The organism is Kluyvera georgiana, from assembly GCF_050990895.1.
Lineage (GTDB): Bacteria > Pseudomonadota > Gammaproteobacteria > Enterobacterales > Enterobacteriaceae > Kluyvera > Kluyvera georgiana.
In genome coordinates this window covers 4,622,187-4,645,124 of the sequence record NZ_CP158865.1, presented here as the reverse complement: position 1 = coordinate 4,645,124, position 22,938 = coordinate 4,622,187, and the positions used below count along the sequence as shown (strand labels likewise).

The following is a 22,938-nucleotide window of genomic DNA, read 5'->3' as shown; positions in this document are numbered from 1 at the left end:
GGGTCTGGATTTCGTAGAGCGGTGTCGGGAGTGCCTGTGAGCAGCAAAGTGGAGCAACTGCGTGCGCAGTTAAATGAACGTATTCTGGTTCTGGATGGGGGCATGGGCACCATGATCCAGGGCTATCGTCTGAGCGAGCAGGACTTCCGCGGCGAACGCTTCGCCGACTGGCCTTGCGACCTGAAGGGGAACAACGACCTGCTGGTGCTCAGCAAGCCGGAGGTGATCGCGGCTATCCATCACGCCTATTTCGAGGCGGGTGCGGATATCATCGAAACCAACACCTTTAACTCCACGACCATCGCCATGGCCGATTACCAGATGGAATCGCTGTCGGCGGAAATCAACTTTGCGGCGGCGAAGCTGGCACGCGCGGCGGCCGACGAATGGACGGCGCGTACGCCGAACAAACCGCGCTACGTCGCGGGCGTGCTCGGCCCAACCAACCGTACGGCGTCTATCTCGCCGGATGTCAATGACCCGGCGTACCGCAACATTACTTTCGATCAGCTGGTGGCAGCCTACCGCGAATCCACCAAAGCGCTGGTGGAAGGGGGCAGCGACCTGATCCTGATTGAAACCGTCTTCGACACCCTCAACGCCAAAGCGGCGGTGTTTGCGGTGAAAGAAGAGTTTGAAGCGTTGGGCGTTGATCTGCCGATCATGATTTCCGGCACCATTACCGACGCTTCGGGCCGTACGCTCTCCGGTCAAACTACCGAAGCGTTCTATAACTCCCTGCGTCACGCCGATGCCCTGACCTTTGGTCTCAACTGCGCCCTCGGCCCGGACGAGCTGCGCCAGTACGTGCAGGAGCTGTCACGCATTGCTGAATGCTACGTCACCGCGCACCCGAACGCCGGGCTGCCGAACGCCTTCGGCGAGTACGACCTCGACGCCGACACCATGGCGACGCAAATCCGCGAATGGGCCGAAGCGGGCTTCCTCAACGTGGTTGGCGGCTGCTGTGGCACCACGCCGGAGCATATCGCTGCGATGAGCCGGGCGGTAGACGGTTTACCGCCGCGCAAGTTACCAGAAATCCCGGTCTCCTGCCGCCTGTCCGGTCTGGAGCCGCTGAACATTGGCGACGATAGCCTGTTTGTGAACGTCGGCGAACGTACCAACGTCACCGGTTCGGCGAAGTTTAAGCGCCTGATCAAAGAAGAGAAATACAGCGAAGCGCTGGATGTCGCCCGTCAGCAGGTAGAAAGTGGCGCGCAGATTATCGATATCAACATGGATGAGGGGATGCTCGACGCTGAAGCGGCGATGGTGCGTTTCCTCAACCTGATTGCCGGCGAGCCGGATATCGCCCGCGTGCCGATTATGATCGACTCCTCGAAATGGGAGGTTATCGAAAAAGGGCTTAAGTGCATTCAGGGTAAAGGCATCGTAAACTCCATCTCGATGAAAGAGGGTGTGGAGACCTTTATCCATCACGCGAAGCTGCTGCGTCGCTACGGCGCCGCGGTGGTGGTGATGGCTTTTGACGAGCAGGGACAAGCCGACACCCGCGAACGCAAAATTGAGATTTGCCGCCGAGCCTACAAAATTCTCACCGAAGAGGTGGGTTTCCCGCCGGAAGACATCATCTTCGACCCGAATATCTTCGCCGTCGCCACCGGTATTGAAGAACACAACAACTACGCGCAGGACTTTATCGGCGCCTGTGAGGACATCAAACGCGAGCTGCCGCACGCGCTGATTTCCGGCGGTGTGTCTAACGTTTCCTTCTCGTTCCGCGGCAATGACCCGGTACGTGAAGCTATCCACGCGGTCTTCCTCTATTACGCCATCCGCAACGGCATGGACATGGGCATCGTCAACGCCGGACAGCTGGCTATCTACGACGATCTCCCGGCAGAACTGCGCGACGCGGTTGAAGACGTGATCCTCAACCGCCGTGAAGATGGTACTGAACGTTTGCTGGAACTGGCCGAGAAATATCGCGGCAGTAAAACCGACGAGGCCGCCAACGCCCAGCAGGCGGAATGGCGCAGCTGGGACGTCAAAAAGCGTCTCGAATACTCGCTGGTAAAAGGCATTACCGAATTTATCGAACTCGACACCGAAGAGGCGCGCCAGCAGGCCGCACGCCCGATTGAGGTGATCGAAGGGCCGCTGATGGATGGCATGAACGTGGTCGGCGACCTGTTCGGCGAGGGCAAAATGTTCCTGCCGCAGGTGGTGAAATCCGCCCGCGTGATGAAGCAGGCTGTGGCCTACCTCGAACCGTACATTGAAGCCAGCAAAGAAAAAGGCTCCAGCAACGGCAAGATGGTCATCGCCACCGTGAAAGGCGACGTGCACGATATTGGTAAAAATATCGTCGGCGTGGTGCTGCAGTGTAATAACTACGAAATCATCGATCTCGGCGTGATGGTGCCAGCGGATAAAATCCTCAAAACGGCGAAAGAGGTGAACGCGGATCTGATCGGCCTTTCCGGCCTGATTACCCCGTCGCTGGATGAAATGGTCAACGTGGCAAAAGAGATGGAGCGCCAGGGCTTCACCATCCCACTGCTTATTGGCGGCGCGACAACGTCGAAAGCGCACACCGCGGTGAAAATTGAGCAGAACTACAGCGGCCCGACGGTTTACGTCCAGAACGCTTCGCGTACCGTAGGCGTGGTAGCGGCGCTGCTCTCCGACGCTCAGCGCGATGATTTTGTTGCTCGTACGCGCAAAGAGTACGAAACCGTACGTATTCAGCATGGCCGCAAAAAGCCGCGCACGCCGCCGGTGACGCTGGCCGCCGCGCGGGAAAACGACCTCGCATTCGACTGGGAAAGTTACACTCCGCCGGTCGCGCATCGCTTAGGCGTGCAGGAAGTCGAGGCCAGCATCGAAACGCTGCGCAATTACATCGACTGGACGCCGTTCTTTATGACCTGGTCGCTGGCCGGAAAATTCCCGCGCATCCTCGAAGATGAAGTGGTGGGGGAAGAGGCAAAGCGCCTGTTTAAAGACGCCAACGACATGCTGGACCAGCTGAGCGCCGAGAAATCCCTCAACCCACGCGGCGTCGTTGGCCTGTTCCCGGCTAACCGCGTCGGCGATGACGTGGAAATCTATCGCGATGAAACGCGTACGCACGTGCTGACCGTCAGCCGTCATCTGCGCCAGCAGACCGAGAAAGTGGGCTTTGCCAACTACTGTCTGTCGGACTTCGTCGCGCCGAAAACGTCCGGTAAAGCGGACTATATCGGTGCCTTTGCCGTCACCGGCGGGCTGGAAGAAGATGCGCTGGCCGATGCGTTTGAAGCGCAGCACGATGATTACAACAAGATCATGGTGAAGGCGATTGCCGACCGTCTGGCGGAAGCCTTTGCCGAGTACCTGCACGAGCGCGTGCGTAAGGTTTACTGGGGCTACGCGCCAAACGAAAACCTGAGCAACGACGAACTGATTCGTGAAAACTACCAGGGCATTCGCCCGGCGCCGGGCTACCCTGCGTGTCCTGAGCATACCGAAAAAGGCACTATCTGGCAGTTACTGGACGTTGAAAAACATACCGGCATGAAGCTGACCGAGTCCTTCGCCATGTGGCCTGGCGCGTCAGTCTCCGGCTGGTATTTCAGTCACCCGGACAGTAAGTACTACGCAGTCGCGCAGATTCAGCGCGATCAGGTTGAGGACTACGCGCAGCGTAAAGGGATGAGCGTAGCGGAAGTGGAGCGCTGGCTGGCGCCAAACCTGGGTTATGATGCCGACTGATTCACAGAATCGTCATCTTTCCTTACAACTAACAGGGCGCTCTATGAGCGCCCTGTCTCTTTATCGCGCGTAAACCCTTATACTGAAAGAAGGCCGTTGCCGGATGGCGTAAACGTCTTATCTGGCCTACAGAAGGATGATTTGTAGGTCTGATAAGCGCAGCGCCATCAGGCATACGAACCTCAGGAACCTATAACAATAAGGAGAAGCTGATTCCGTGTTAACTCTGCTACACCTGCTTTCCGCCGTCGCGCTGTTGGTGTGGGGTACCCATATCGTGCGCACCGGCGTGATGCGTGTATTTGGCGCGCGTCTGCGTACCGTGCTTAGCCGCAGCGTGGAGAAAAAGCCGCTCGCCTTCTGTGCGGGTATCGGCGTTACCGCGCTGGTACAAAGCAGCAATGCCACCACCATGCTGGTGACATCCTTTGTTGCCCAGGATCTCGTGGCCCTGACGCCCGCGCTGGTGATCGTGCTTGGCGCAGACGTGGGGACCGCGCTGATGGCGCGTATCCTGACCTTCGATCTCTCGTGGCTGTCGCCGCTGCTGATTTTTATCGGTGTGACCTTCTTCCTGGGCCGCAAGCAAACCCGCGAAGGGCAATTGGGCCGCGTGGGTATCGGCCTGGGGCTGATTCTGCTGGCGCTGGAGCTGATTGTGCAGGCGGTCACGCCCATCACTCAGGCCAACGGCGTGCAGGTGATTTTCGCGTCGCTGACCGGTGATATTCTGCTGGATGCGCTGATTGGCGCCGTGTTTGCCATTATCAGCTACTCGAGCCTGGCCGCCGTACTGCTGACCGCCACGCTGACCACCGCCGGGGTCATCTCCTTCCCGGTGGCGCTGTGTCTGGTGATTGGCGCTAACCTTGGTTCGGGCCTGTTGGCCATGCTCAATAACAGCGCCGCTAACGCCGCCGCCCGCCGTGTGGCGCTGGGTAGCCTGCTGTTTAAGCTGGTGGGTAGCCTGATTATTCTGCCGTTTGTCCACGTGCTGGCGACCACCATGCAGAAGCTGCCGCTGGCGGAATCCGAACTGGTTATCTACTTCCACGTCTTCTACAACCTGATCCGCTGCTTGGCGATGGTGCCGTTTGCCGAGCCGATGGCGCGCTTCTGTAAACGCCTGATCCGCGATGAGCCAGAGCTGGAAGCGCACCTGAAGCCCAAACATCTGGATGTGACTGCACTCGATACCCCCACGCTGGCCCTGGCCAACGCCGCACGTGAGACGCTGCGCATCGGTGATGCCACCGAGCAGATGCTGGACGGGCTGAAGAAGGTGATGCACGGCGAGCCGCGTGAAGAGAAAAACCTGCGCAAACAGGCGGATGATATCAACGTGCTCTACACCGCCATCAAGCTCTACCTGGCGCGAATGCCGAAAGACGAGCTGGCGGAAGAGGAGTCCCGCCGCTGGGCGGAGATTATCGAAATGTCGCTCAACCTTGAACAGGCTTCGGATATTATCGAGCGTATGGGCAGCGAGATTGCCGACAAATCGCTGGCCGCGCGCCGCGCCTTCTCGGTAGAAGGGCTGAAGGAGCTGGAGGCGCTGTATGAGCTGCTGTTAAGCAATTTGCAGTTGGCGATGTCGGTCTTCTTTGCCGGTGACGTTACCAGCGCCCGCCGCTTGCGCCGCAGCAAGCACCGGTTCCGCATTCTGAATCGCCGCTACGCGCACGCGCACGTCGATCGTCTGCATCAGCAGAACGTACAAAGTATTGAAACCAGTACCCTGCACCTGGCGCTGCTGGGGGATATGCAGCGTCTGAACTCGCTGTTCTGCTCGGTAGCCTACAGCGTGCTGGAGCAGCCAGACGAAGACGATGAGCGCGACGATTATTAGCGTAATAGCGTAAACCCGGCCTCGGCTGGGCTAGCTTGTAGGCCGGATAAGGCGTTCACGCCGCCATCCGGCAATGTCCGCCGAATGGCCTGAGGGCGCTGAGCTTATCAGGCCTACGGTTTGTAGCCCTACGCCGACCCCGGGGTTATGGCTCAGAAGCGATGCCCTTCCTCCAGCGCCACGGCTTCCTCACCCGCTTTAAATACATAGGTCGTACGCGGCCCGCCGAGCGTCGCCTCGCCGTTGGCCACCTCAATCCAGTTGCCTTCCGGCAGGCCAATCACCGTTAACTCAGGCGCAACAACCAACAGCTCGCGAATACGCTGCTCTCGGGTTTCGCCTTTATGGCCTTCCGGCAGGGCGTTAGTGAAGTGCGGGTTAATCTGCAGCGGGAACAGCCCCAGCGCATCAAAGCCCTTTGGATCGACAATCGGCATATCGTTGGTGGTACGGATGGTCTGGCAGGCGAGGTTCGCACCCGCGCTCCAGCCCACGTACAGCGCACCGCGCTTCACCACGTCGACAATCGGTGCCAGCAGCCCACGCTCGCGGCTCTCTTTCAGCAACTGGAAGGTATTGCCGCCGCCGACGATAATCAGCTCGGCATTTTCAATCGCGGAGATAGGGTCTGCCACGCTATGGATACCGGTGACCGTCACGCCCAGCGGCGCCATAACCGCGGCGGTTTTTGCCGTGTACTCGTCCCAGGTCTGCGTCACGCCAGCAAAAGGAATAAACACCGCGCGACGGCGGCCATTGAGTCGCGCCTCAATCAGCGGCAGCGCGTGTTCCAGCCAGGCTTTGCCCGGCAGCGTTGAGTTACTCAGCAGAAGTAAGTCCATCATTTCTCCTATCTATCAGAAATTATCAATCAGGGCGGCATGTTATCACCCTGCGTCAGACAGCTTACTGATATAGTTCACGATGTTGCCGCAGAGAGTCTGGTGTAGGCCGGATAAGCGAAGCGCCATCCGGCAATCTGCGCGGAGGTCTGCCGGATGGCGCTTCGCTTATCCGGCCTACCGTTGACGTTACGCTGTTTATTATCCCGCTCTGGCAAACGCCGCCGCTTCAGCAACCAGCGCATCGTCAGGCCGCACCCCGGTGTACATCACAAACTGTTCCACTGCCTGCAGGGCAATCACTTCGGCACCGCTAATGGTCTTTTTCCCCAGGCGCTGGGCGAGCTGAATGACCGGCGTTTCCGGCGGCAGGGCCACCACGTCAAACACCACGCTGGCGCGTGAGACCATCGCTTCACTAAAGGCAAGCTGCTCGTGCTCTTTGCCGCCCGCCATGCCGATAGGCGTCACGTTGACCAGAATATCGATACCGTCGGCTTGTGGCTGCGCCTGCCACTGGAATCCGTACTGTTTTGCCAGCGCGGTACCATTGGCTTCATTGCGGGCGGCGATAATCACGTTGCTAAAGCCTGCGTCGCGGAAGGCGGCAATCACCGCTTTACCCATCCCGCCGCTGCCCTGAATCATCACGTGGGCTGTGGTATCGAGCTGGTGGCTGACAATCAGGCTTTTTACCGCGATGTAGTCGGTGTTAAACCCGGTCAGATGGCCGTTGTCATTGACGATGGTGTTGACGGAATCGATGACCCTGGCCGACGGATCGATAGCATCCAGAAACGCCATGCAGCTTTCTTTAAACGGCATCGACACCGCGCAGCCGCGAATGCCCAGCGCACGAACGCCTTTCACCGCCGCCTCAATATCCTGCGTGGTAAAGGCTTTATAGATAAAATTCAGCCCCAGTTTTTCATACAGATAGTTATGAAAGCGCGTGCCAAAGTTGCCGGGGCGGCCGGCAAGCGACATGCACAGCTGGGTATCACGGTTAATCATGGTCATGTCCTCGTCAAAGTCTTACTGCACTAAATATTCTGCGGTGGCCCGGTCAGTGACCAGCGCGTTGATATGCTGCCCGCGCAGCGCGCCAAGGATGGCGGCGTGCTTCTCTTCGCCGCTCGCCAGGCCGATGACATAGCGGGCCTGCTTTAAGATGGTGAGCTCAATGGAGAGCGTTTTTTCCTGCATCGCGGTAGCAATAGGCGTGCCGTCAGCGGCAAAAAAGCGTGAACAGATATCCCCAGACACCTGAAGCGCCTCCAGTTCATCGCTCTGCGCATTGCCGTAAAACGCCTGCCAGTTGGTGGCATGACGAATGGCGGGCGAACCGATGCCCACCACGGCGATGTCCAGCCGCTGCCAGTAGTCGGCCAGCGTCTGAAAATGCTGAGATTGCATAATGCCCTGGCGAATCAGCGGGTTATCCAGCAGAGCCGGAAAATCAGCGAGATACGACTCGCCTTTGAGCCGCGTGGCGGCGCTGTAGGTCAGCGTGTTGACGTGATAGCGGCTCGGAAGCTTACCGGACGGCCCGCCAACGATAGGCACGCACACCAGCGGGCGAGGCTGGCTGGACTGCGGTAATGCCTCGACCAGCGCGCTGACCGCGCGTCCCCAGCCGAACCCAATGACGGCGTTCGGCGACAGTAGCCGTTCAAACAGCTGCGCGCCATAGGCTCCGGCCTCGCTCTCCAGCGGTGCGACAACGGCCTCTTTCAGGCCAAATTTCTGTTTTAGTCGCTCTTCCAGCCACAGGCTATCGTTGTAGTCATAGTTGATGGCGATGGTCACCACGCCCAGGTCGCGTCCGCGTTTGAGCAGGCGGCTGATGGTGGTGCGGTAAATCCCCAGTTCGTGGGCGATTTGCGCCTGCGTCATCTCCTGCTCGTAATAAAGCTGGGCAATTTTCACGATCAGGCGGATATCGTCGCTGTTTTCCATCGAAGTCGCTGGCTCCTGCACATATGTGCAAAACGTAAAAACGGGTTCTCGATCTGGTATAGCGCCGTCATGCAGGGAGTTCAAGCATATTTGCGGAAACGCTGTCAGCCGTAGGGATGCACTTATGTGCAAAATCGACGTGATGAAAAAAAGGATTTGTCGCGGACTATTTTTTCTCACCCGCAAGGTGAGGTATATTTCGCTGCCAAAGGAGAATTTATGCTGACAGACTCATCAACCCGATTAAATAAATACATCAGCGAAAGCGGCATCTGCTCGCGGCGTGAGGCGGATCGCTTTATTGAACAAGGCAACGTTTTTATCAACGGTAAGCGTGCCACGATAGGCGATCAGGTGAAGCCGGGCGACGTTGTGAAAGTCAACGGTCGGTTGATTGAGCCGCGCGAAGCGGATGATTTAGTGCTGATCGCGCTGAATAAGCCTGTCGGTATCGTCAGCACCACCGAAGACGGCGAACGTGACAACATCGTCGACTTCGTTAACCATAGTAAACGAATCTTCCCGATTGGCCGTCTGGATAAAGATTCTCAGGGGCTGATTTTCCTCACCAACCATGGCGATCTGGTCAATAAGATCCTGCGTGCGGGTAACGACCACGAAAAAGAGTATCTGGTCACGGTCGATAAGCCCGTTACCGATGAGTTTATTCGCGGCATGGGCGCGGGTGTGCCGATTCTCGGTACGGTAACCAAAAAATGTAAGGTTAAGAAAGAAGCGCCGTTTGTGTTTCGTATCACGTTGGTTCAGGGCTTGAACCGGCAGATTCGCCGCATGTGCGAACACTTTGGTTATGAAGTGACTAAGCTTGAGCGTACGCGCATTATGAACGTTAGCCTGACGGGCATCCCGCTGGGCGAGTGGCGCGACCTGACGGACGATGAGCTGATCGACCTCTTCAAGCTGATTGAAAACTCTTCTTCCGAAGCCAAACCAAAAGCGAAAGCCAAGCCGAAAACGGCGGGCATTAAGCGCCCGGTGGTGAAGATGGAGAAAACCAGCGATAAGCCAGCTCGCCCGGCGGGTAACGGTAAACGCTTCACCGCGCCGGGACGTAAAAAGAAAGGGCGTTAACGTCTGCCGCGCGTCGGCGTATTCGCCGACCAGGAAAACGAACTCTCGGAATCCGGTTTATAAGCCTGCTGTTTCTTCAACTGGCGGGCTTTTTTTGCGTCTGCTTCACGCTGTACCATCAGCTTATCAATGTACTCCTTTTTCACGCTGTTGGTCTCTGCGTTGGTCAGCGGACGGCCATGCGCAATGCGCGCGCGGTCGAGCAGCGTTTTCAGCTCGCGCTGTTCGCGCTCGGTCATCTCTTTTTGCGTAATGCGGGGGAGTGCCATAGGGGTGCCCTCAATCGGATGGTGCAACCAGTGTACGGCAAAGGTGAGAGGCTGTGTAGGCCGGATAAGGCGTTTACGCCGCCATCCGGCAATGTGCTTGCAGTGTGCCCGATGGCGCTACGCTTATCGGGCACACTGCTACAGCGGTTATTGTTGCTTTTTCTTCTCGATAGGTTTCCCGGACCAGTATCCCGCCAGCAGCGAACCTGACAGGTTATGCCACACCGAGAACAGCGCGCCCGGCAGTGCAGCCAGCGGCCCGAAGTAGATTTTACCCAGCGCCGCGGCGAGGCCAGAATTTTGCATCCCCACTTCAATCGCCAGTGTGCGGCAGGTCGATTCGTCAAAGCCAAACAGGCGTCCGCCCCAGTAGCCGCCGAGCAGACCAATGGTGTTGTGCAGAATCACCGCGATAATCACCACGAAGCCAACCGAGGCAATATGCGAGGCGGAACCGGCGACGACCGCGCTGATGATCGCCAGAATGCACAGCATTGAGAAGGCGGGGAGATAGGGCTCTACCGCTTTCACCACGCGCGGGAACAGGTGATGAATCACCAGACCGAGCGCAATCGGAATCACCACAATTTGCAGGATACTCAGCAGCATACCCATTACATCGACCTGAATATGGGCATCCACATACAACCGGGTCAGTAGCGGCGTGGCGACCACGCCAACCAGCGTGGAGACCGACGAGATGGTGACGGACAGCGCTACGTCACCTTTCGCCAGATAGATCATCACGTTAGACGCCGTTCCGCTGGCAACGCTACCCACCAGCACCATCCCGGCAGACAGCTCCGGCGGCATATGGAAAATCAGCGCCAGCAGCCATGCGGCGAGCGGCATCACCAGATAGTGCAGGAAAATCCCTGCCGCAACCGGCGCTGGTCGTGACAGTACACGCTTAAAATCGTCCACCTTAAGATGCACGCCCATGCCGAACATAATCAGCATCAGCAGTGACGGAACCAGCGGCCCGATAGGCGTAAAGGTGGTTGGCGTGAAGTAGGCAATAACGGAGAGCAGCAGCGCCCATAACGGGAACAGCCGGGTGATAGCGGTGAGCATATTGTATTCCTTGCGATTATACACTTCATCCTTCAAGTTGCCTCTGCGTTGGCTGCGCTCTCTCACCCCAGTCACGTACTTATGTACGCTCCCGGGGATTCGCTCGCTTGCCGCGTTACTCGGCTTACAGCCTCGCCCCTTCGGGGCCAGCGCAAGCGCTGTTCAACACGCTAAAGCGTGTTGTGATCCAACTCGAATGATTTTGTGTATATTGTTGTTGTGTTGTTATAAAAAAGCCGGGTTCGAGCCCGGCTATAGTTATTATTTATCGCGTGGTGGAATATTATTCAAACAGATTATGGTGAAGTTTCTGCACCACCTGCTCCGCTTCGGCGCCTGGCACCAGGAAACACAGGTTGTGGCTGGATGCGCCGTAGCAGATCATGCGAATGTTGAACGGCTCCAGCACGCCAAACACCTCTTTACCCACGCCGCAGGCTTTCGACAGGTCGTTACCAATCAGCGCGATCAGCGCCAGATTTTCTTCCACCTCGACGCGACACAGCGCCGACAGCTCCATCAGCAGTGACTGCGTCAGCAACGTATCGCCGGTTGATGTCGACCCCGTGGTATCGAGCGTCAGCGCGACGCTGACTTCTGAGGTGGTGATCAGATCCACCGAAATATTGTGGCGCGCCAGGATGCCGAATACCTCTGCGAGGAAACCGCGCGAGTGCAGCATGTTCAGGCTGTGCAGGGTCAGCAGCGTCTGCTTGCGGCGCAACGCCAGCGCGCGGAACAGCGGTGGATTAGCGGTTTCGTTGCACACCAATGTGCCGCCCGCTTTTGGATCTTTACTCGACCCCACAAATACCGGGATGTCGCTGCGTACGGCAGGCAGCAGCGTGGCCGGGTGCAGCACTTTCGCGCCGAAGGTCGCCAGCTCGGCGGCCTCTTCAAACGCGATTTCATCAATACGTTTGGCCGCCGGTACCACGCGCGGATCGGTGGTATAGATGCCAGGGACGTCGGTCCAGATATCCACGCGGGTCGCGTGCAGCGCTTCGCCGAGGAGTGCAGCGGTGTAGTCGCTGCCGCCGCGGCCAAGCGTAGTGGTGCGGCCTTTGCTCTCGCTGCCGATAAAGCCCTGGGTAATCACCAGGCCTTCGCTCAGACGCGGCGCCAGCTGCTGGGTCGCCAGCTCTGAAAGCGCGGCAACGTCCGGCTCGGCGCGGCCAAAGCGGTCGCTGGTACGCATGACTTTACGCACGTCAAACCACTGTGCGGCAACCTGACGTTCACGCAGAATTTCAACGAATAAAAGGGTCGACATCAACTCGCCGTGGCTGACCAGTTCGTCAGTTAGCGCGGTTGAGGTTTCTGCCGAGGCGGCTTCCGCCAATGCCGTGAGGTTTTCCAGCAGACGTTCGATTTCGTCGCGGATTACGGCCGGATTGGCCAGACGTTCCAGTACGGCGTTCTGAATGGCGCGGATAGCGTCCAGTTTCGCCCGACGTTCCGCGGGCTCCAGCCCTTCGGCCAGTGCAACCAGCAGATTGGTGACGCCGGCCGAAGCAGACAGCACAACGAGACGTACGTTAGCGTCGGAGAGCACCACGTCGGCGCTGCGATTCATAGCGTCAAAATCGGCTACGCTGGTTCCGCCAAATTTGGCGACTACTAATGCTGTCATAAATAACCTCGTGTCAGGGGAGGCCGGGTTTACGTAAACCGGACCAAATTATTCAGCCTTGGCACAAGGGAAGAGCGGAAGACGGGTGGGCGCAGAGCAATAAACAACTACGATATCACCCAGAAGTGCTCCACCACTTGTGAAACGCGCGACTGCGAACGTTTCTGGTGACAACCCAGGGGATTCAGCCCCTGTAGCCGATGATGAACGCAACCTGTTGTTCACACATCTCGGCGTTGCTCCCCCTCAGGTGTTTTCACAGGATGGGTTCCTCCAACACCGTTTACCTGGGCAACGCGCCTCTTCTGGCCTGCGCACGCGCAGGTAGTACATTTATAAATAAAGGGTTAGCGGGTCGCTTGTCAACGCTGGGGTTATGCGGATTTTTCATGCAGGCGAGCCCCACAGAAACGGGGCTTATAAAGGCTATACTTTTGTCTGTTTTGTGCACGATTTTGTCACCCAGAGGGGGGATAACATTAAAACCATCACAATTTTTTGTGACAGGCGCTACAATCGAGGACAGTTTCGATTCTTAAATCAGAAGGGTATTGCTAATGAAAAACATCAACCCAACGCAGACCGCTGCGTGGCAGGCACTACAGAAACACTTCGATGAAATGAAGGACGTTACCATTGCGGAACTGTTCGCCAAAGATGGCGACCGTTTTAGCAAGTTTTCCGCAACCTTCGACGATCAGATGCTGGTGGACTTCTCCAAAAACCGCATCACCGAGGAAACGCTGGCGAAGCTGCTGGATCTGGCAAAAGAGACCGATCTGAGCGGCGCGATTAAGTCCATGTTCTCCGGCGAAAAGATCAACCGCACCGAAGACCGTGCCGTGTTGCACGTAGCGCTGCGTAACCGCAGCAATACCCCGATTATCGTTGACGGCAAAGACGTGATGCCGGAAGTGAATGCGGTGCTGGAGAAAATGAAGACTTTCTCTGAAGCCATCATCTCGGGTCAGTGGAAAGGCTACACCGGTCAATCCATTACCGACGTGGTAAACATCGGTATCGGCGGCTCCGACCTTGGCCCGTTCATGGTGACCGAAGCGCTGCGCCCGTACAAAAATCACCTCAACATGCATTTCGTGTCCAACGTTGACGGTACCCACATCGCCGAAGTTTTGAAAACGCTGAACCCGGAAACCACCTTGTTCCTGGTGGCGTCCAAAACCTTCACGACTCAGGAAACCATGACCAACGCCCACAGCGCGCGCGACTGGTTCCTGGCGAGCGCGGGCGACCAGAAGCACGTGGCCAAACACTTTGCGGCGCTGTCCACCAATGGTAAAGCGGTGGGTGAGTTCGGTATCGATACCGCGAACATGTTTGAGTTCTGGGACTGGGTTGGCGGTCGTTACTCTCTGTGGTCGGCAATCGGTCTGTCGATTATCCTGTCCGTAGGCTTCGACAACTTCGTGCAGCTGCTGTCCGGCGCGCATGCGATGGACAAACACTTCTCCACCACCCCGGCGGAGAAAAACCTGCCGGTACTGCTGGCGCTGGTTGGCATCTGGTACAACAATTTCTTCGGCACCGAAACTGAAGCGATTCTGCCGTACGACCAGTACATGCACCGCTTTGCAGCCTACTTCCAGCAGGGCAACATGGAGTCCAACGGTAAGTACGTTGACCGTAACGGTAATAAAGTGGAACACCAGACTGGCCCAATCATCTGGGGCGAACCGGGCACCAACGGCCAGCACGCGTTCTACCAGCTGATTCACCAGGGCACCAAAATCGTACCGTGCGATTTCATCGCCCCGGCCATCAGCCACAACCCGCTGTCCGACCACCATCCGAAGCTGCTGTCGAACTTCTTCGCCCAGACCGAAGCGCTGGCGTTCGGTAAATCCCGCGAGGTGGTTGAGCAGGAATACCGCGATCAGGGTAAAGATCCGGCAACCCTGGACTACGTGGTGCCGTTCAAAGTGTTCGAAGGCAACCGTCCGACCAACTCCATCCTGCTGCGCGAAATTACCCCGTACAGCCTGGGGGCGCTGATCGCCATGTACGAACACAAAATCTTCACCCAGGGCGCTATCCTCAACATCTTCACCTTCGACCAGTGGGGCGTAGAGCTGGGCAAACAGCTGGCAAACCGTATCCTGCCGGAGCTGAACGATGATAGCGCAATCGACAGCCACGACAGCTCAACCAATGGCCTGATCAACCGCTATAAATCCTGGCGCGCGTAAGGTTATATATTCTCAATGCCGGCATCATGCCGGCATTTTTTTGTCAGATAATTCTGTATATCCTGAAATACCGCATTATATTTATATTGAGCATAATCCTAAATATCCCATTAACTCAGCCGCTCTTTCGGATTTTCCGTATATTGCAAATTATTTAAAGTTTCGCAATGTGTTGTTTTATATGGGTATTAATATTTATTAATTTGTATTTTCTTATTGTCTGAAAAATCTTCTCCCTATTTCCATCGTGCGAATTCCGTTCATTTGGTTGTGTATACTCGATGACGCCTGAATTATTTCAGGTATATCTCCATTCATCTAATGAAGGGAAAATGTATGAAGAAAATCCTCTATGGCCTTGTTGCCATATCGGCGTTTGCTGCGGCAAGCGTCAGCGCGGCACCGGTAGAAACCGGGGAAGCGGCTGGCGTAGCGGCAACGTCTGTGTCTGCCGGGAGTTCAACCGCCACCAGCGCCAGCACCGTCAGCTCTGCGGTCGGTATGGCGCTGGCAGCGGCTGGCGGTGATGGTTCCAATACCGGAACCACGACTACAACCAGCACGACCACCAGTACCCAGTAACACGCGGTACTTTAATGCTAACCACACTTCGGTGTGGTTATTTTGCCCCTGGAGAAGAAGCGCCGTGAAGCGACTTATGATTCCTCTTTTTTGCCTGCTGCTTCAGGCGTGTTCACCCAGCACCAAGGGGCTGGGGCAATCGTTATGGAGCAGCGTGTTTGGTGCGTCGGGCGTACAGCTGACCGATGACGACATTCAAAATATGCCCTACGCCAGTCAGTACATGCAATTGAACGGCGGCCCGCAGATTTTTGTCGTGCTGGCCTTCTCGGAAAACGGTCAGCAGAAATGGCTCACGCAGGACCAGGCGATGCTGGTGACTCAGCGTGGTCGTCTGGTGAAAACGCAGCTCGCGGGCGATAACCTGCTGACGGTGAATAACCTTGATAACGATCCGCTGGCGCATCCCAATCAAATAACCGATGGCACGCGCTGGACCCGCACGATGGGCTGGACGGAACACCAACAGGTACGCTACGCCACGGCGACCTCCACTTTCCGCTGGGACGGCAGCGATACGCTAACGATAGGCAGTGAGAGTACGGCGGTGCGCGTACTGGAAGAAGAGGTAACCACCTCCGAAGCCCATTGGCGTAACCGCTATTGGGTGGACAGCGACGGGCAGATTCGCCAGTCGGAGCAATACCTTGGCGCAGGCACTTTCCCGGTGAAAACCACGCTTATCAAGGCGGCAAAATCATGAAAAAAACGTTAATTGCCGCCGTGATGCTGAGCGTCATATCCGCTACCGCGCAGGCGGCAGGCACCATTGAAGTCCATCAGGAAGGGGTGGCGAAACCGCTGACATTGACCGACGCCGAGCGTCTGGTAGACCTTGTGGGCCAACCGCGACTGGCAGGAAGCTGGTGGCCCGGTGCGGTGATTGCCACGCCGCAGGCAACGGCCAAAGCGGAACGTGAACACCAGGCGCTGCTGGCGCAGCTTGCGGCGCTGGCGGCAGATGAAGGAGGAAGTACCGCCGGCGCGATCAACGCCCTGCGAAATCAACTCCAGGCCATGCCGGTCACAGGCCGCCTGCGGGTACCGCTCGATCCGGATACGGTGCGAGTACATGCCGAAAATAATCCCCCGCTACAGGGGAACTATACCCTGTGGTTAGGGCATGAGCCGTCGACCATTACGCTGGTCGGGCTGATTGATAAGCCCGGAACGGTGACCTTTACGCCGGGACGCGATGTTGCCAGCTACCTTGATGATATCAATCTGCTGAGCGGCGCGGACCGCAGTTACGCCTGGGTGATTTATCCGGATGGGCGTACGCAGAAAGCGCCGGTCGCGTACTGGAATAAACGTCATATTGAACCCATGCCCGGTAGCCTTCTTTTTGTCGGCTTTGCTGACTCGTTGTGGACGAATAAATATGAGGCGCTCAACGCCGACATTCTTCGCTCCCTGTCGCAGCGGAGACCTGAATAATGCCTAAAAAATGTCTATATAGCCTGCTGGCTCTGGCGGTCAGTGCGGCCTGTCATGCTGAAACCTATCCCGCGCCGATTGGCCCATCGCAGTCAGATTTCGGCGGCGTGGGCCTGTTGCAAACCCCCACCGCACGTATGGCGCGTGAAGGTGAGTTCAGCCTTAACTATCGCGATAACGACCAGTATCGCTACTACTCCGCTTCGGCACAGTTGTTCCCGTGGCTGGAGACGACCCTGCGCTACACCGACGTGCGCACCAAAAAATACAGCAGTGTTGAAGCGTTCTCCGGTTCGCAGACCTACAAAGACAAAGCCTTCGACGTGAAGCTGCGGCTGTGGGAAGAGAGCTACTGGCTGCCGCAGGTAGCGGTCGGCGCACGGGATATCGGCGGTACCGGACTGTTCGATTCGGAATATGTTGTGGCCAGTAAGGCCTGGGGACCGTTTGATTTCACCCTCGGTTTAGGCTGGGGCTACCTGGGCACCAGCGGTAACGCCACCAACCCGTTCTGCTCCTACAGCGATAAATACTGCTATCGCGACAACAGCTACCGTAAGGCTGGCTCTGTCGACGGCAGCCAGATGTTCCACGGCCCGGCGGCCTGGTTTGGCGGGATTGAATATCAGACGCCGTGGCAACCGCTGCGCTTAAAGCTGGAATATGAAGGCAACAACTACCAGCAGGATTTTGCTGGCAAGATTGAGCAAAAAAGCAAGGTTAACGTCGGCGCCATTTATCGCGTCACCGACTGGGCCGACGTCAACCTTAGCTATGAGCGCGGCAACACCGTGATGTTCGGCTTTACCCTGCGCACTAACTTCAACGATCTACGTCCCTCCTATAACGATAACGCGCGCCCGGCCTACCGACCACAGCCGCAGGATGCCATTCTTCAGCACTCGGTGGTGGCCAATCAGCTGACGCAGTTGAAGTACAACGCCGGCTTTGCCGCGCCGAATATGCAGGTGAAAGGCGATACTCTCTATGTGACCGGCGAGCAGGTGAAATATCGTGACTCCCGGGAGGGAATCGAACGCGCCAATCGGATCGTCATGAACGATCTTCCTGAAGGGATCCGTACGATCCGTATTACCGAAACGCGCCTTAACCTGCCTGAAGTGACGACGGAAACCGACGTCGCCAGCCTGAAGCGTCATCTGGAAGGTGAGCCGCTCGGGCAGGAGACGCCGCTGGCGCAAAAACGCGTGGCGCCGATCGTGCCGGAGAAAACGGAACAGGGCTGGTATATCGACAAATCACGCTTTGATTTCCATCTCGACCCGGTACTCAGCCAGTCCATCGGGGGGCCGGAAAGTTTCTACATGTATCAGGTTGGGGTAATGGGCACGGCGGACTGGTGGGTGACCGACCACCTGCTGACCAGCGGTAGCCTGTTTGCCAACATCGCCAACAACTATGACAAGTTTAACTACACCAATCCGCCGAATGATTCGACACTGCCGCGCGTGCGTACACATATTCGTGACTATGTAGAAAACGATGTCTACGTGAATAACCTGCAGGCTAACTACTTCCAGTATCTGGGCAACGATTTCTACGGCCAGGTGTACGGCGGCTATCTGGAAACCATGTACGGCGGCGCGGGGGCGGAAGTGCTGTATCGCCCGGTTGATAGCAACTGGGCATTCGGCCTGAACGCCAACTATGTGAAGCAGCGTGACTGGCGCAGCGCTCAGGATATGATGAAGTTTACTGACTATAGCGTGAAGACCGGCCACCTGACCGCCTACTGGACGCCGTCGTTCGCGCAGGATGTGCTGGTGAAAGCCAGCGTTGGGCAGTATCTGGCGGGCGACAAAGGCGGCACGTTGGATATCTCTAAACACTTCGACAGCGGCATTGTGGTTGGGGCTTATGCCACCATTACCAACGTGTCGGCGGATGAGTACGGTGAGGGAGAATTCACCAAAGGGGTCTATGTGAATATCCCGATGGATCTCTTCACCTCTGGCCCAACGCGCAGCCGCGCGTCTATCGGCTGGACGCCGCTGACCCGCGACGGCGGCCAAATGCTGGGACGTAAGTTCGAGCTGTATAACATGACTGGCGATAAGAGTCTGAACTTCCGCTAACGCTGCTGTAGCCCGGATGAGGCGTTTACGCCAACGCCGGGCTACGATTATAGCCGCCGCAGCAACCGTGCCGGGTTTCCGGCATATACCCCTTTCTCACTGATAGAGCGTGTTACCACGCTGCCTGCACCAATGACCACGCCATCGCAGATCGACACCGAGAGAATGGTTGCGCCACTGCCAATGGAGACATTGTCGCCGATAGCGATGCGTCCCCAACTTTCACGATCTGCGTTAGGCTTTCCCTCACGGAACATATCGTTGGCAAACATGACGCCGTGGCCGATAAAACAGCCGCGACCGATGGTGACGTATTCACAGATAAAGGTGTGTGACTGGATTTTAGTCTCGTCGCCGATCCAGCTGTTGCCCTGAATTTCGACAAACGGGCCAACGAACACGTTGTTACCAAGCGTGCAGTCATAAAGGTTGGCGGGTTCATAAATGACGACGTTGTCGCCGCGTACCACATTGCGGATAGCCACCTGGCGGAGTGAGTGCATAGTATCCCTCTGATAAAAAACGTTCTCCTTAAGTGTAGCGTGATGGAGCACAAGACAAACATGACGCCGATGCGTTCTTTATTTCGATGGCCGATGCCAGCGCAACGCTACGCTGGCATGCTTTCCTTTAATGTCCGGTAGAGCCATCCGGGATGCAGTTCACGCCCGGTTTACGATCCGGCGTGTAGAGCCGAAAGCACTCGGTTCTTCTGTCGACGGGAAGCGTTTTGATGTCGCTGTGTTTCGCTGTTGGAATGACTAAAGGGCTAGCCGCATTGCTGTGCTGCGCCGGAGTCACTGTCGTGTTGTTGATAGCGAAGACAGAGGCGGGCAGAAGCACGACTGATAACCACAGAGTAGAAAAATAACGTGTCATTTTTACCACCTTATCAGATGAATTTTTATCCGTTCCAGGGGAACAACGAAAGTGTTGGCGCTTTATTTCAGCGGGGATATCAACCGAAAGACTGATTTACACGAGTGGGCACAACGACGAAAAGGTGGAGATAAAAACTAGATCTGGATCACGTTTTTGCGCTATACAGAGATCTCGGCCCAGCGAAAGAGGTGCTAGCTATGACGTCACTGACTCGCCCACGTGTAGAGTTTATCTCCACCATTTTGCAGACCGTGTTGAATTTGGGTCTGCTCAGCCTTGGCCTGATTCTGATCGTTTTTCTCGGTAAAGAGACGGTGCATCTGGCCGACGTGCTGTTTGCGCCGGAACGCACCAGCAAGTACGAGCTGGTGGAGGGGCTGGTGGTTTACTTCCTCTATTTCGAATTCATCGCCCTGATTGTGAAGTACTTTCAGTCAGGCTTCCATTTCCCCCTGCGTTACTTTGTCTACATCGGCATTACCGCGATTGTGCGGTTGATTATCGTCGACCATAAGTCGCCGCTGGACGTGCTGATCTATTCTGCCGCGATTTTGCTGCTGGTGATTACGCTATGGCTGTGCAACTCCAAACGGCTGAAGCGAGAGTAGGCCGGATCGCCATCCGGCAGCGTGCGCCGGAGTTGCCTGATGGTGCTGTGCTTCTCAGGTCTGCTTCTGGCGCAAACGACAAGCAAAAAAATGGCGCTCCGTAGAGCGCCAAACAGTCACAAGTTAGGGTTCGTTCAAGTTGAGGATAATAGCAGTGGCATTGCTGATGAAACCTAGCCCTTCACGCCGCCGGCCGTGAGGCCGTTTACCAGCCAACGCTGCGCGAGCAGGAAGACCACGGTAATAGGGATGGCGGAAAGGACTGCCGCAGCGGCAAAGTCGCCCCACAGATAGTTTTGTGGGTTGAGGTATTGCTGCATACCTACGGCCAGGGTGTAGCTGTTCACATCGCGCAGCAGGAGCGATGCAACCGGTACTTCGGTAATGGCGGCGATAAACGACAGGATAAACACCACCGCCAGAATCGGTACGGAGAGCGGCAACAGCACCAGGCGGAATGCCTGCCACGGGGTCGCGCCGTCCAGCGCGGCCGCTTCTTCCAGCGAGCCATCGATCGTTTCGAAATAGCCTTTAATCGTCCACACGTGCAGCGCAATGCCGCCAAGGTAGGCAAAGATCACGCCGCCGTGGGTGTTCAAGCCGATAAACGGAATGTACTGGCCCAGACGGTCAAACAACGCGTACAGAGCAACCAGCGACAGCACCGCCGGGAACATCTGGAAAATCAGCATCCCTTTGAGCAGCGTGGCCTTGCCCGGGAAGCGCATACGGGCAAAGGCGTAGGCGCAGGTGGTGGACAGCGCCACGATGCCAATGGCGGTGATACCGGCGATTTTCACCGAGTTCCACAGCCACAGCAGCACCGGGAACGGCGGCGGGGTAACGCGGCCATCGGCGTGCTCAACGCTGAAGCCCAGCGCCAGCTTCCAGTGTTCCCAGGAGATCTGTTCCGGGATAAGGCTGCCGGTAGCGAAGTTTCCTTCACGCAGCGAGATAGCGATAACCATCAGCAGCGGGAACATGATCGCCGCGATAAAAATCAGCAGCAGCAGGTGCGTGGTAAAGAGACGCAGTTTCTGAGATTTGGGTTGTACCATAGCCATGTTCGTTGTCTCCCTTAATCAAACTTCATACGTGTGGCTTTCAGGTTCACGATGGCCAGTGCGCCTACCAGCAGGAAGATCAGCGTGGCAATCGCCGCCGCCAGACCGAAGTCCTGGCCGCCGCCGCCTTCAAAGGCGATACGGTAGGTGTAGCTCACAAGCAGGTCGGTATAACCGGCCGGCGTGGTGGTGCCGAGACGGTCCGGGCCACCGTTGGTCAACAGCTGAATCAGCACGAAGTTGTTAAAGTTAAAGGCGAAGCTGGCGATCATCAGCGGCGTCAGCGGCTTAATCAGCAGCGGGAACGTAATCTTAAAGAAGTTCTGGAACGGACCGGCGCCATCCATTGCCGAGGCTTCGTACAGGTCGTCCGGAATCGCCTTCAGCAGGCCCATGCACAGGATCATCATGTACGGGTAGCCCAGCCAGGTGTTGACGATAACAATCATCGAACGCGCGGTAGTCGGGTCGCTGAACCAGGCCGGTTTGATACCGAACAGGGCGCTCAACATCATGTTGATTTCACCGAAGCTCTGGTTAAACAGCCCTTTGAAAATCAGAATCGAGATAAATGACGGTACGGCGTACGGCAGAATCAACAGCACGCGGTAGATGGCTTTGCCCTTCAGCGCTTCCCACTGTACCAGGCAGGCCAGCACCATGCCGACGGCGACGGTCAGAATGACGGTCAGTACCGAGAAGACTACCGTCCAGACGAAGATGGCGATGAACGGCTTCTGGATACCCTCGTCGGTAAAGACGCGGGTGAAGTTATCCCAGCCGATCCCAACGGTGTAGCCTGGGCTTAACTTCTCGGTGCCCCAGCTGCCGTCGGCGTTAACGGTCTGGTAGAAGCCAATATCGTTGTTTGGACGATATTTCACACCAGTCTGGTTATTGGTCAGCAGGCCATCGTTGGCCAGCGTGTAGAGCGGCTGGGTGCCGGAGAACTGGCGCAGCGAGCTCATGGTGACTTTACTTTCATCCGGCAGAACGGCGGTCAGCTGGTTCAGCGCCTGGCGGTTCTGGGTAATCACGCGCAGCTGCGCACGTTCGCCGTCCGGCAGCGCTTCGGTTTCTTTTAACTGCAGTTTCTGCTCGCCGCCAATTTTAAAGGCGTCGGAGAGGTAGTTTTTACCGCTTTCACCGTCGGTGAGGGCCAGCTGCCATGCGTCGCCCGCCGGGAAGAGGCTGAAATTATAGGCTTTGCCCGCCTGATAGCTACGATCCATCAGGACCTGCTGGGCGCGCTCAAAGGTAAGCTGGTTAGTGCTGCTGTAGTTGGTAAAGGCAATGGCGATGGTACAAATCAGCGGGAACAGGACGAACAGCCCCATCCCGGCCATGCCAGGGTAAACGTAGCGCCAGGCGTAGGTCTTACGGTTGGCGAAAATATACAGGCCCGCTGAGCTTAAGATCAGCGTCATGATGGCAAACAGGTACTCCCCTTGTGCGTACATTAAAACTACAAGGTAACCCACCAGCAGGCCCAGCAGACCAATCACTGACCATTTCAGCGTGTCGCTTTGCCACCAATGATTCTTTTTAATGACATCCATGGGGATCTTCCTCTACAGCGTTGAAACTTCCTGGCCGGAGATGTGCCTGATGGCGCTGCGCTTAT

General features: G+C 56.8%; 19 protein-coding genes and 1 riboswitch. Of the genes, 9 read left to right on the top strand and 10 right to left on the bottom strand.

Going from position 1 to position 22,938, the window contains the following annotated elements; all coding sequences use genetic code 11:
- The first annotated feature begins 36 nt into the window (after positions 1-36).
- The gene (gene metH, locus ABTW00_RS21980) at positions 37-3,720 is read left to right on the top strand and encodes a methionine synthase (protein ID WP_065357772.1); all 3,684 of its coding nucleotides are present in this window, start codon (positions 37-39) and stop codon (positions 3,718-3,720) included.
- Positions 3,721-3,937: 217 nt separating this feature from the next.
- A complete protein-coding gene (locus ABTW00_RS21975) occupies positions 3,938-5,569 on the top strand; it encodes a Na/Pi cotransporter family protein (protein ID WP_065357773.1) in 1,632 nt (543 codons plus the stop codon).
- A gap of 152 nt (positions 5,570-5,721) precedes the next feature.
- Here ABTW00_RS21975 and pepE read toward each other — a convergent pair whose 3' ends face one another.
- From pepE to ABTW00_RS21960, 3 genes are all read right to left on the bottom strand, one after another.
- Positions 5,722-6,411, bottom strand: coding sequence for a dipeptidase PepE (gene pepE / locus ABTW00_RS21970; RefSeq protein WP_064546597.1), 690 nt, complete (start codon positions 6,409-6,411; stop codon positions 5,722-5,724).
- A 201-nt stretch (positions 6,412-6,612) separates the two neighbouring features.
- A complete protein-coding gene (locus tag ABTW00_RS21965) occupies positions 6,613-7,425 on the bottom strand; it encodes a shikimate 5-dehydrogenase (RefSeq protein ID WP_064546599.1) in 813 nt (270 codons plus the stop codon).
- Positions 7,426-7,446: 21 nt separating this feature from the next.
- Positions 7,447-8,370: a sugar-binding transcriptional regulator gene (locus ABTW00_RS21960; RefSeq protein ID WP_064546601.1), complete on the bottom strand. Its 924-nt coding sequence runs from the start codon at positions 8,368-8,370 to the stop codon at positions 7,447-7,449.
- 219 nt (positions 8,371-8,589) lie between these two features.
- On the opposite strand from ABTW00_RS21960, the gene rluF reads away from it, so the two are divergent.
- Entirely contained in the window at positions 8,590-9,462 is an 873-nt protein-coding gene (rluF, locus tag ABTW00_RS21955; protein ID WP_064546603.1) for a 23S rRNA pseudouridine(2604) synthase RluF, read from the top strand.
- On the opposite strand, the gene ABTW00_RS21950 is transcribed toward rluF, so the two are convergent.
- From ABTW00_RS21950 to lysC, 3 genes are all read right to left on the bottom strand, one after another.
- Positions 9,459-9,731 (bottom strand): DUF3811 domain-containing protein, encoded by a 273-nt coding sequence (locus tag ABTW00_RS21950; RefSeq protein WP_064546605.1) that lies wholly within the window; start codon positions 9,729-9,731, stop codon positions 9,459-9,461. The genes rluF and ABTW00_RS21950 overlap by 4 nt on opposite strands.
- Positions 9,732-9,878: 147 nt before the next feature.
- Positions 9,879-10,805, bottom strand: a complete 927-nt coding sequence (gene panS / locus ABTW00_RS21945; protein WP_433637629.1) for a ketopantoate/pantoate/pantothenate transporter PanS — start codon at positions 10,803-10,805, stop codon at positions 9,879-9,881.
- A 283-nt stretch (positions 10,806-11,088) separates the two neighbouring features.
- Entirely contained in the window at positions 11,089-12,438 is a 1,350-nt protein-coding gene (gene lysC / locus ABTW00_RS21940) for a lysine-sensitive aspartokinase 3 (RefSeq protein WP_433637627.1), read from the bottom strand.
- A 115-nt stretch (positions 12,439-12,553) separates the two neighbouring features.
- Positions 12,554-12,751, bottom strand: a riboswitch (Lysine riboswitch).
- A gap of 244 nt (positions 12,752-12,995) precedes the next feature.
- Here lysC and pgi point away from each other — a divergent pair.
- From pgi to ABTW00_RS21915, 5 genes are all read left to right on the top strand, one after another.
- Positions 12,996-14,645 (top strand): glucose-6-phosphate isomerase, encoded by a 1,650-nt coding sequence (gene pgi / locus ABTW00_RS21935; RefSeq protein WP_065357776.1) that lies wholly within the window; start codon positions 12,996-12,998, stop codon positions 14,643-14,645.
- Between the two features lie 336 nt (positions 14,646-14,981).
- On the top strand, positions 14,982-15,227 hold the full coding sequence (yjbE, locus tag ABTW00_RS21930; RefSeq protein ID WP_065357777.1) for an exopolysaccharide production protein YjbE: 246 nt from the start codon (positions 14,982-14,984) through the stop codon (positions 15,225-15,227).
- Between the two features lie 76 nt (positions 15,228-15,303).
- The gene (locus ABTW00_RS21925) at positions 15,304-15,930 is read left to right on the top strand and encodes a YjbF family lipoprotein (RefSeq protein ID WP_416374487.1); all 627 of its coding nucleotides are present in this window, start codon (positions 15,304-15,306) and stop codon (positions 15,928-15,930) included.
- Entirely contained in the window at positions 15,927-16,664 is a 738-nt protein-coding gene (locus ABTW00_RS21920; RefSeq protein WP_433637623.1) for a capsule biosynthesis GfcC D2 domain-containing protein, read from the top strand. Before ABTW00_RS21925 ends, ABTW00_RS21920 begins: the two co-directional genes overlap by 4 nt.
- The gene (locus ABTW00_RS21915; RefSeq protein ID WP_065357779.1) at positions 16,664-18,760 is read left to right on the top strand and encodes a YjbH domain-containing protein; all 2,097 of its coding nucleotides are present in this window, start codon (positions 16,664-16,666) and stop codon (positions 18,758-18,760) included. Before ABTW00_RS21920 ends, ABTW00_RS21915 begins: the two co-directional genes overlap by 1 nt.
- A 47-nt stretch (positions 18,761-18,807) precedes the next feature.
- Here the strand turns inward: ABTW00_RS21915 and ABTW00_RS21910 are convergent, their stop codons facing one another.
- Together ABTW00_RS21910 and ABTW00_RS21905 are read right to left on the bottom strand one after the other, a co-directional pair.
- Entirely contained in the window at positions 18,808-19,263 is a 456-nt protein-coding gene (locus ABTW00_RS21910; protein ID WP_065357780.1) for an acyltransferase, read from the bottom strand.
- A gap of 127 nt (positions 19,264-19,390) precedes the next feature.
- A complete protein-coding gene (locus tag ABTW00_RS21905) occupies positions 19,391-19,639 on the bottom strand; it encodes a hypothetical protein (protein WP_074398805.1) in 249 nt (82 codons plus the stop codon).
- Positions 19,640-19,839: 200 nt separating this feature from the next.
- On the opposite strand from ABTW00_RS21905, the gene psiE reads away from it, so the two are divergent.
- Entirely contained in the window at positions 19,840-20,250 is a 411-nt protein-coding gene (psiE, locus tag ABTW00_RS21900) for a phosphate-starvation-inducible protein PsiE (protein ID WP_064546622.1), read from the top strand.
- Positions 20,251-20,423: 173 nt separating this feature from the next.
- Here the strand turns inward: psiE and malG are convergent, their stop codons facing one another.
- Positions 20,424-21,314 carry a maltose ABC transporter permease MalG gene (malG, locus tag ABTW00_RS21895; protein ID WP_064546624.1) on the bottom strand — a complete coding sequence of 297 codons (891 nt, stop codon included), beginning with the start codon at positions 21,312-21,314 and terminating at the stop codon, positions 20,424-20,426.
- Between the two features lie 14 nt (positions 21,315-21,328).
- Positions 21,329-22,873 (bottom strand): maltose ABC transporter permease MalF, encoded by a 1,545-nt coding sequence (malF, locus tag ABTW00_RS21890; protein ID WP_271447146.1) that lies wholly within the window; start codon positions 22,871-22,873, stop codon positions 21,329-21,331.
- Positions 22,874-22,938 lie beyond the last annotated feature (65 nt).

Excerpts from the sequence above, each read along its gene's own strand:
- pgi (WP_065357776.1), top strand. The coding sequence starts at position 12,996 with ATGAAAAACATCAACCCAACGCAGACCGCTGCGTGGCAGGCACTACAG.
- ABTW00_RS21960 (WP_064546601.1), bottom strand. The coding sequence starts at position 8,370 with ATGGAAAACAGCGACGATATCCGCCTGATCGTGAAAATTGCCCAGCTT.
- malG (WP_064546624.1), bottom strand. The coding sequence starts at position 21,314 with ATGGCTATGGTACAACCCAAATCTCAGAAACTGCGTCTCTTTACCACG.
- yjbE (WP_065357777.1), top strand. The coding sequence starts at position 14,982 with ATGAAGAAAATCCTCTATGGCCTTGTTGCCATATCGGCGTTTGCTGCG.
- rluF (WP_064546603.1), top strand. The coding sequence starts at position 8,590 with ATGCTGACAGACTCATCAACCCGATTAAATAAATACATCAGCGAAAGC.
- malF (WP_271447146.1), bottom strand. The coding sequence starts at position 22,873 with ATGGATGTCATTAAAAAGAATCATTGGTGGCAAAGCGACACGCTGAAA.
- ABTW00_RS21965 (WP_064546599.1), bottom strand. The coding sequence starts at position 7,425 with ATGATTAACCGTGATACCCAGCTGTGCATGTCGCTTGCCGGCCGCCCC.
- ABTW00_RS21950 (WP_064546605.1), bottom strand. The coding sequence starts at position 9,731 with ATGGCACTCCCCCGCATTACGCAAAAAGAGATGACCGAGCGCGAACAG.
- ABTW00_RS21915 (WP_065357779.1), top strand. The coding sequence starts at position 16,664 with ATGCCTAAAAAATGTCTATATAGCCTGCTGGCTCTGGCGGTCAGTGCG.
- ABTW00_RS21905 (WP_074398805.1), bottom strand. The coding sequence starts at position 19,639 with ATGACACGTTATTTTTCTACTCTGTGGTTATCAGTCGTGCTTCTGCCC.
- panS (WP_433637629.1), bottom strand. The coding sequence starts at position 10,805 with ATGCTCACCGCTATCACCCGGCTGTTCCCGTTATGGGCGCTGCTGCTC.
- psiE (WP_064546622.1), top strand. The coding sequence starts at position 19,840 with ATGACGTCACTGACTCGCCCACGTGTAGAGTTTATCTCCACCATTTTG.
- ABTW00_RS21910 (WP_065357780.1), bottom strand. The coding sequence starts at position 19,263 with ATGCACTCACTCCGCCAGGTGGCTATCCGCAATGTGGTACGCGGCGAC.
- lysC (WP_433637627.1), bottom strand. The coding sequence starts at position 12,438 with ATGACAGCATTAGTAGTCGCCAAATTTGGCGGAACCAGCGTAGCCGAT.
- pepE (WP_064546597.1), bottom strand. The coding sequence starts at position 6,411 with ATGGACTTACTTCTGCTGAGTAACTCAACGCTGCCGGGCAAAGCCTGG.
- ABTW00_RS21920 (WP_433637623.1), top strand. The coding sequence starts at position 15,927 with ATGAAAAAAACGTTAATTGCCGCCGTGATGCTGAGCGTCATATCCGCT.
- ABTW00_RS21925 (WP_416374487.1), top strand. The coding sequence starts at position 15,304 with ATGATTCCTCTTTTTTGCCTGCTGCTTCAGGCGTGTTCACCCAGCACC.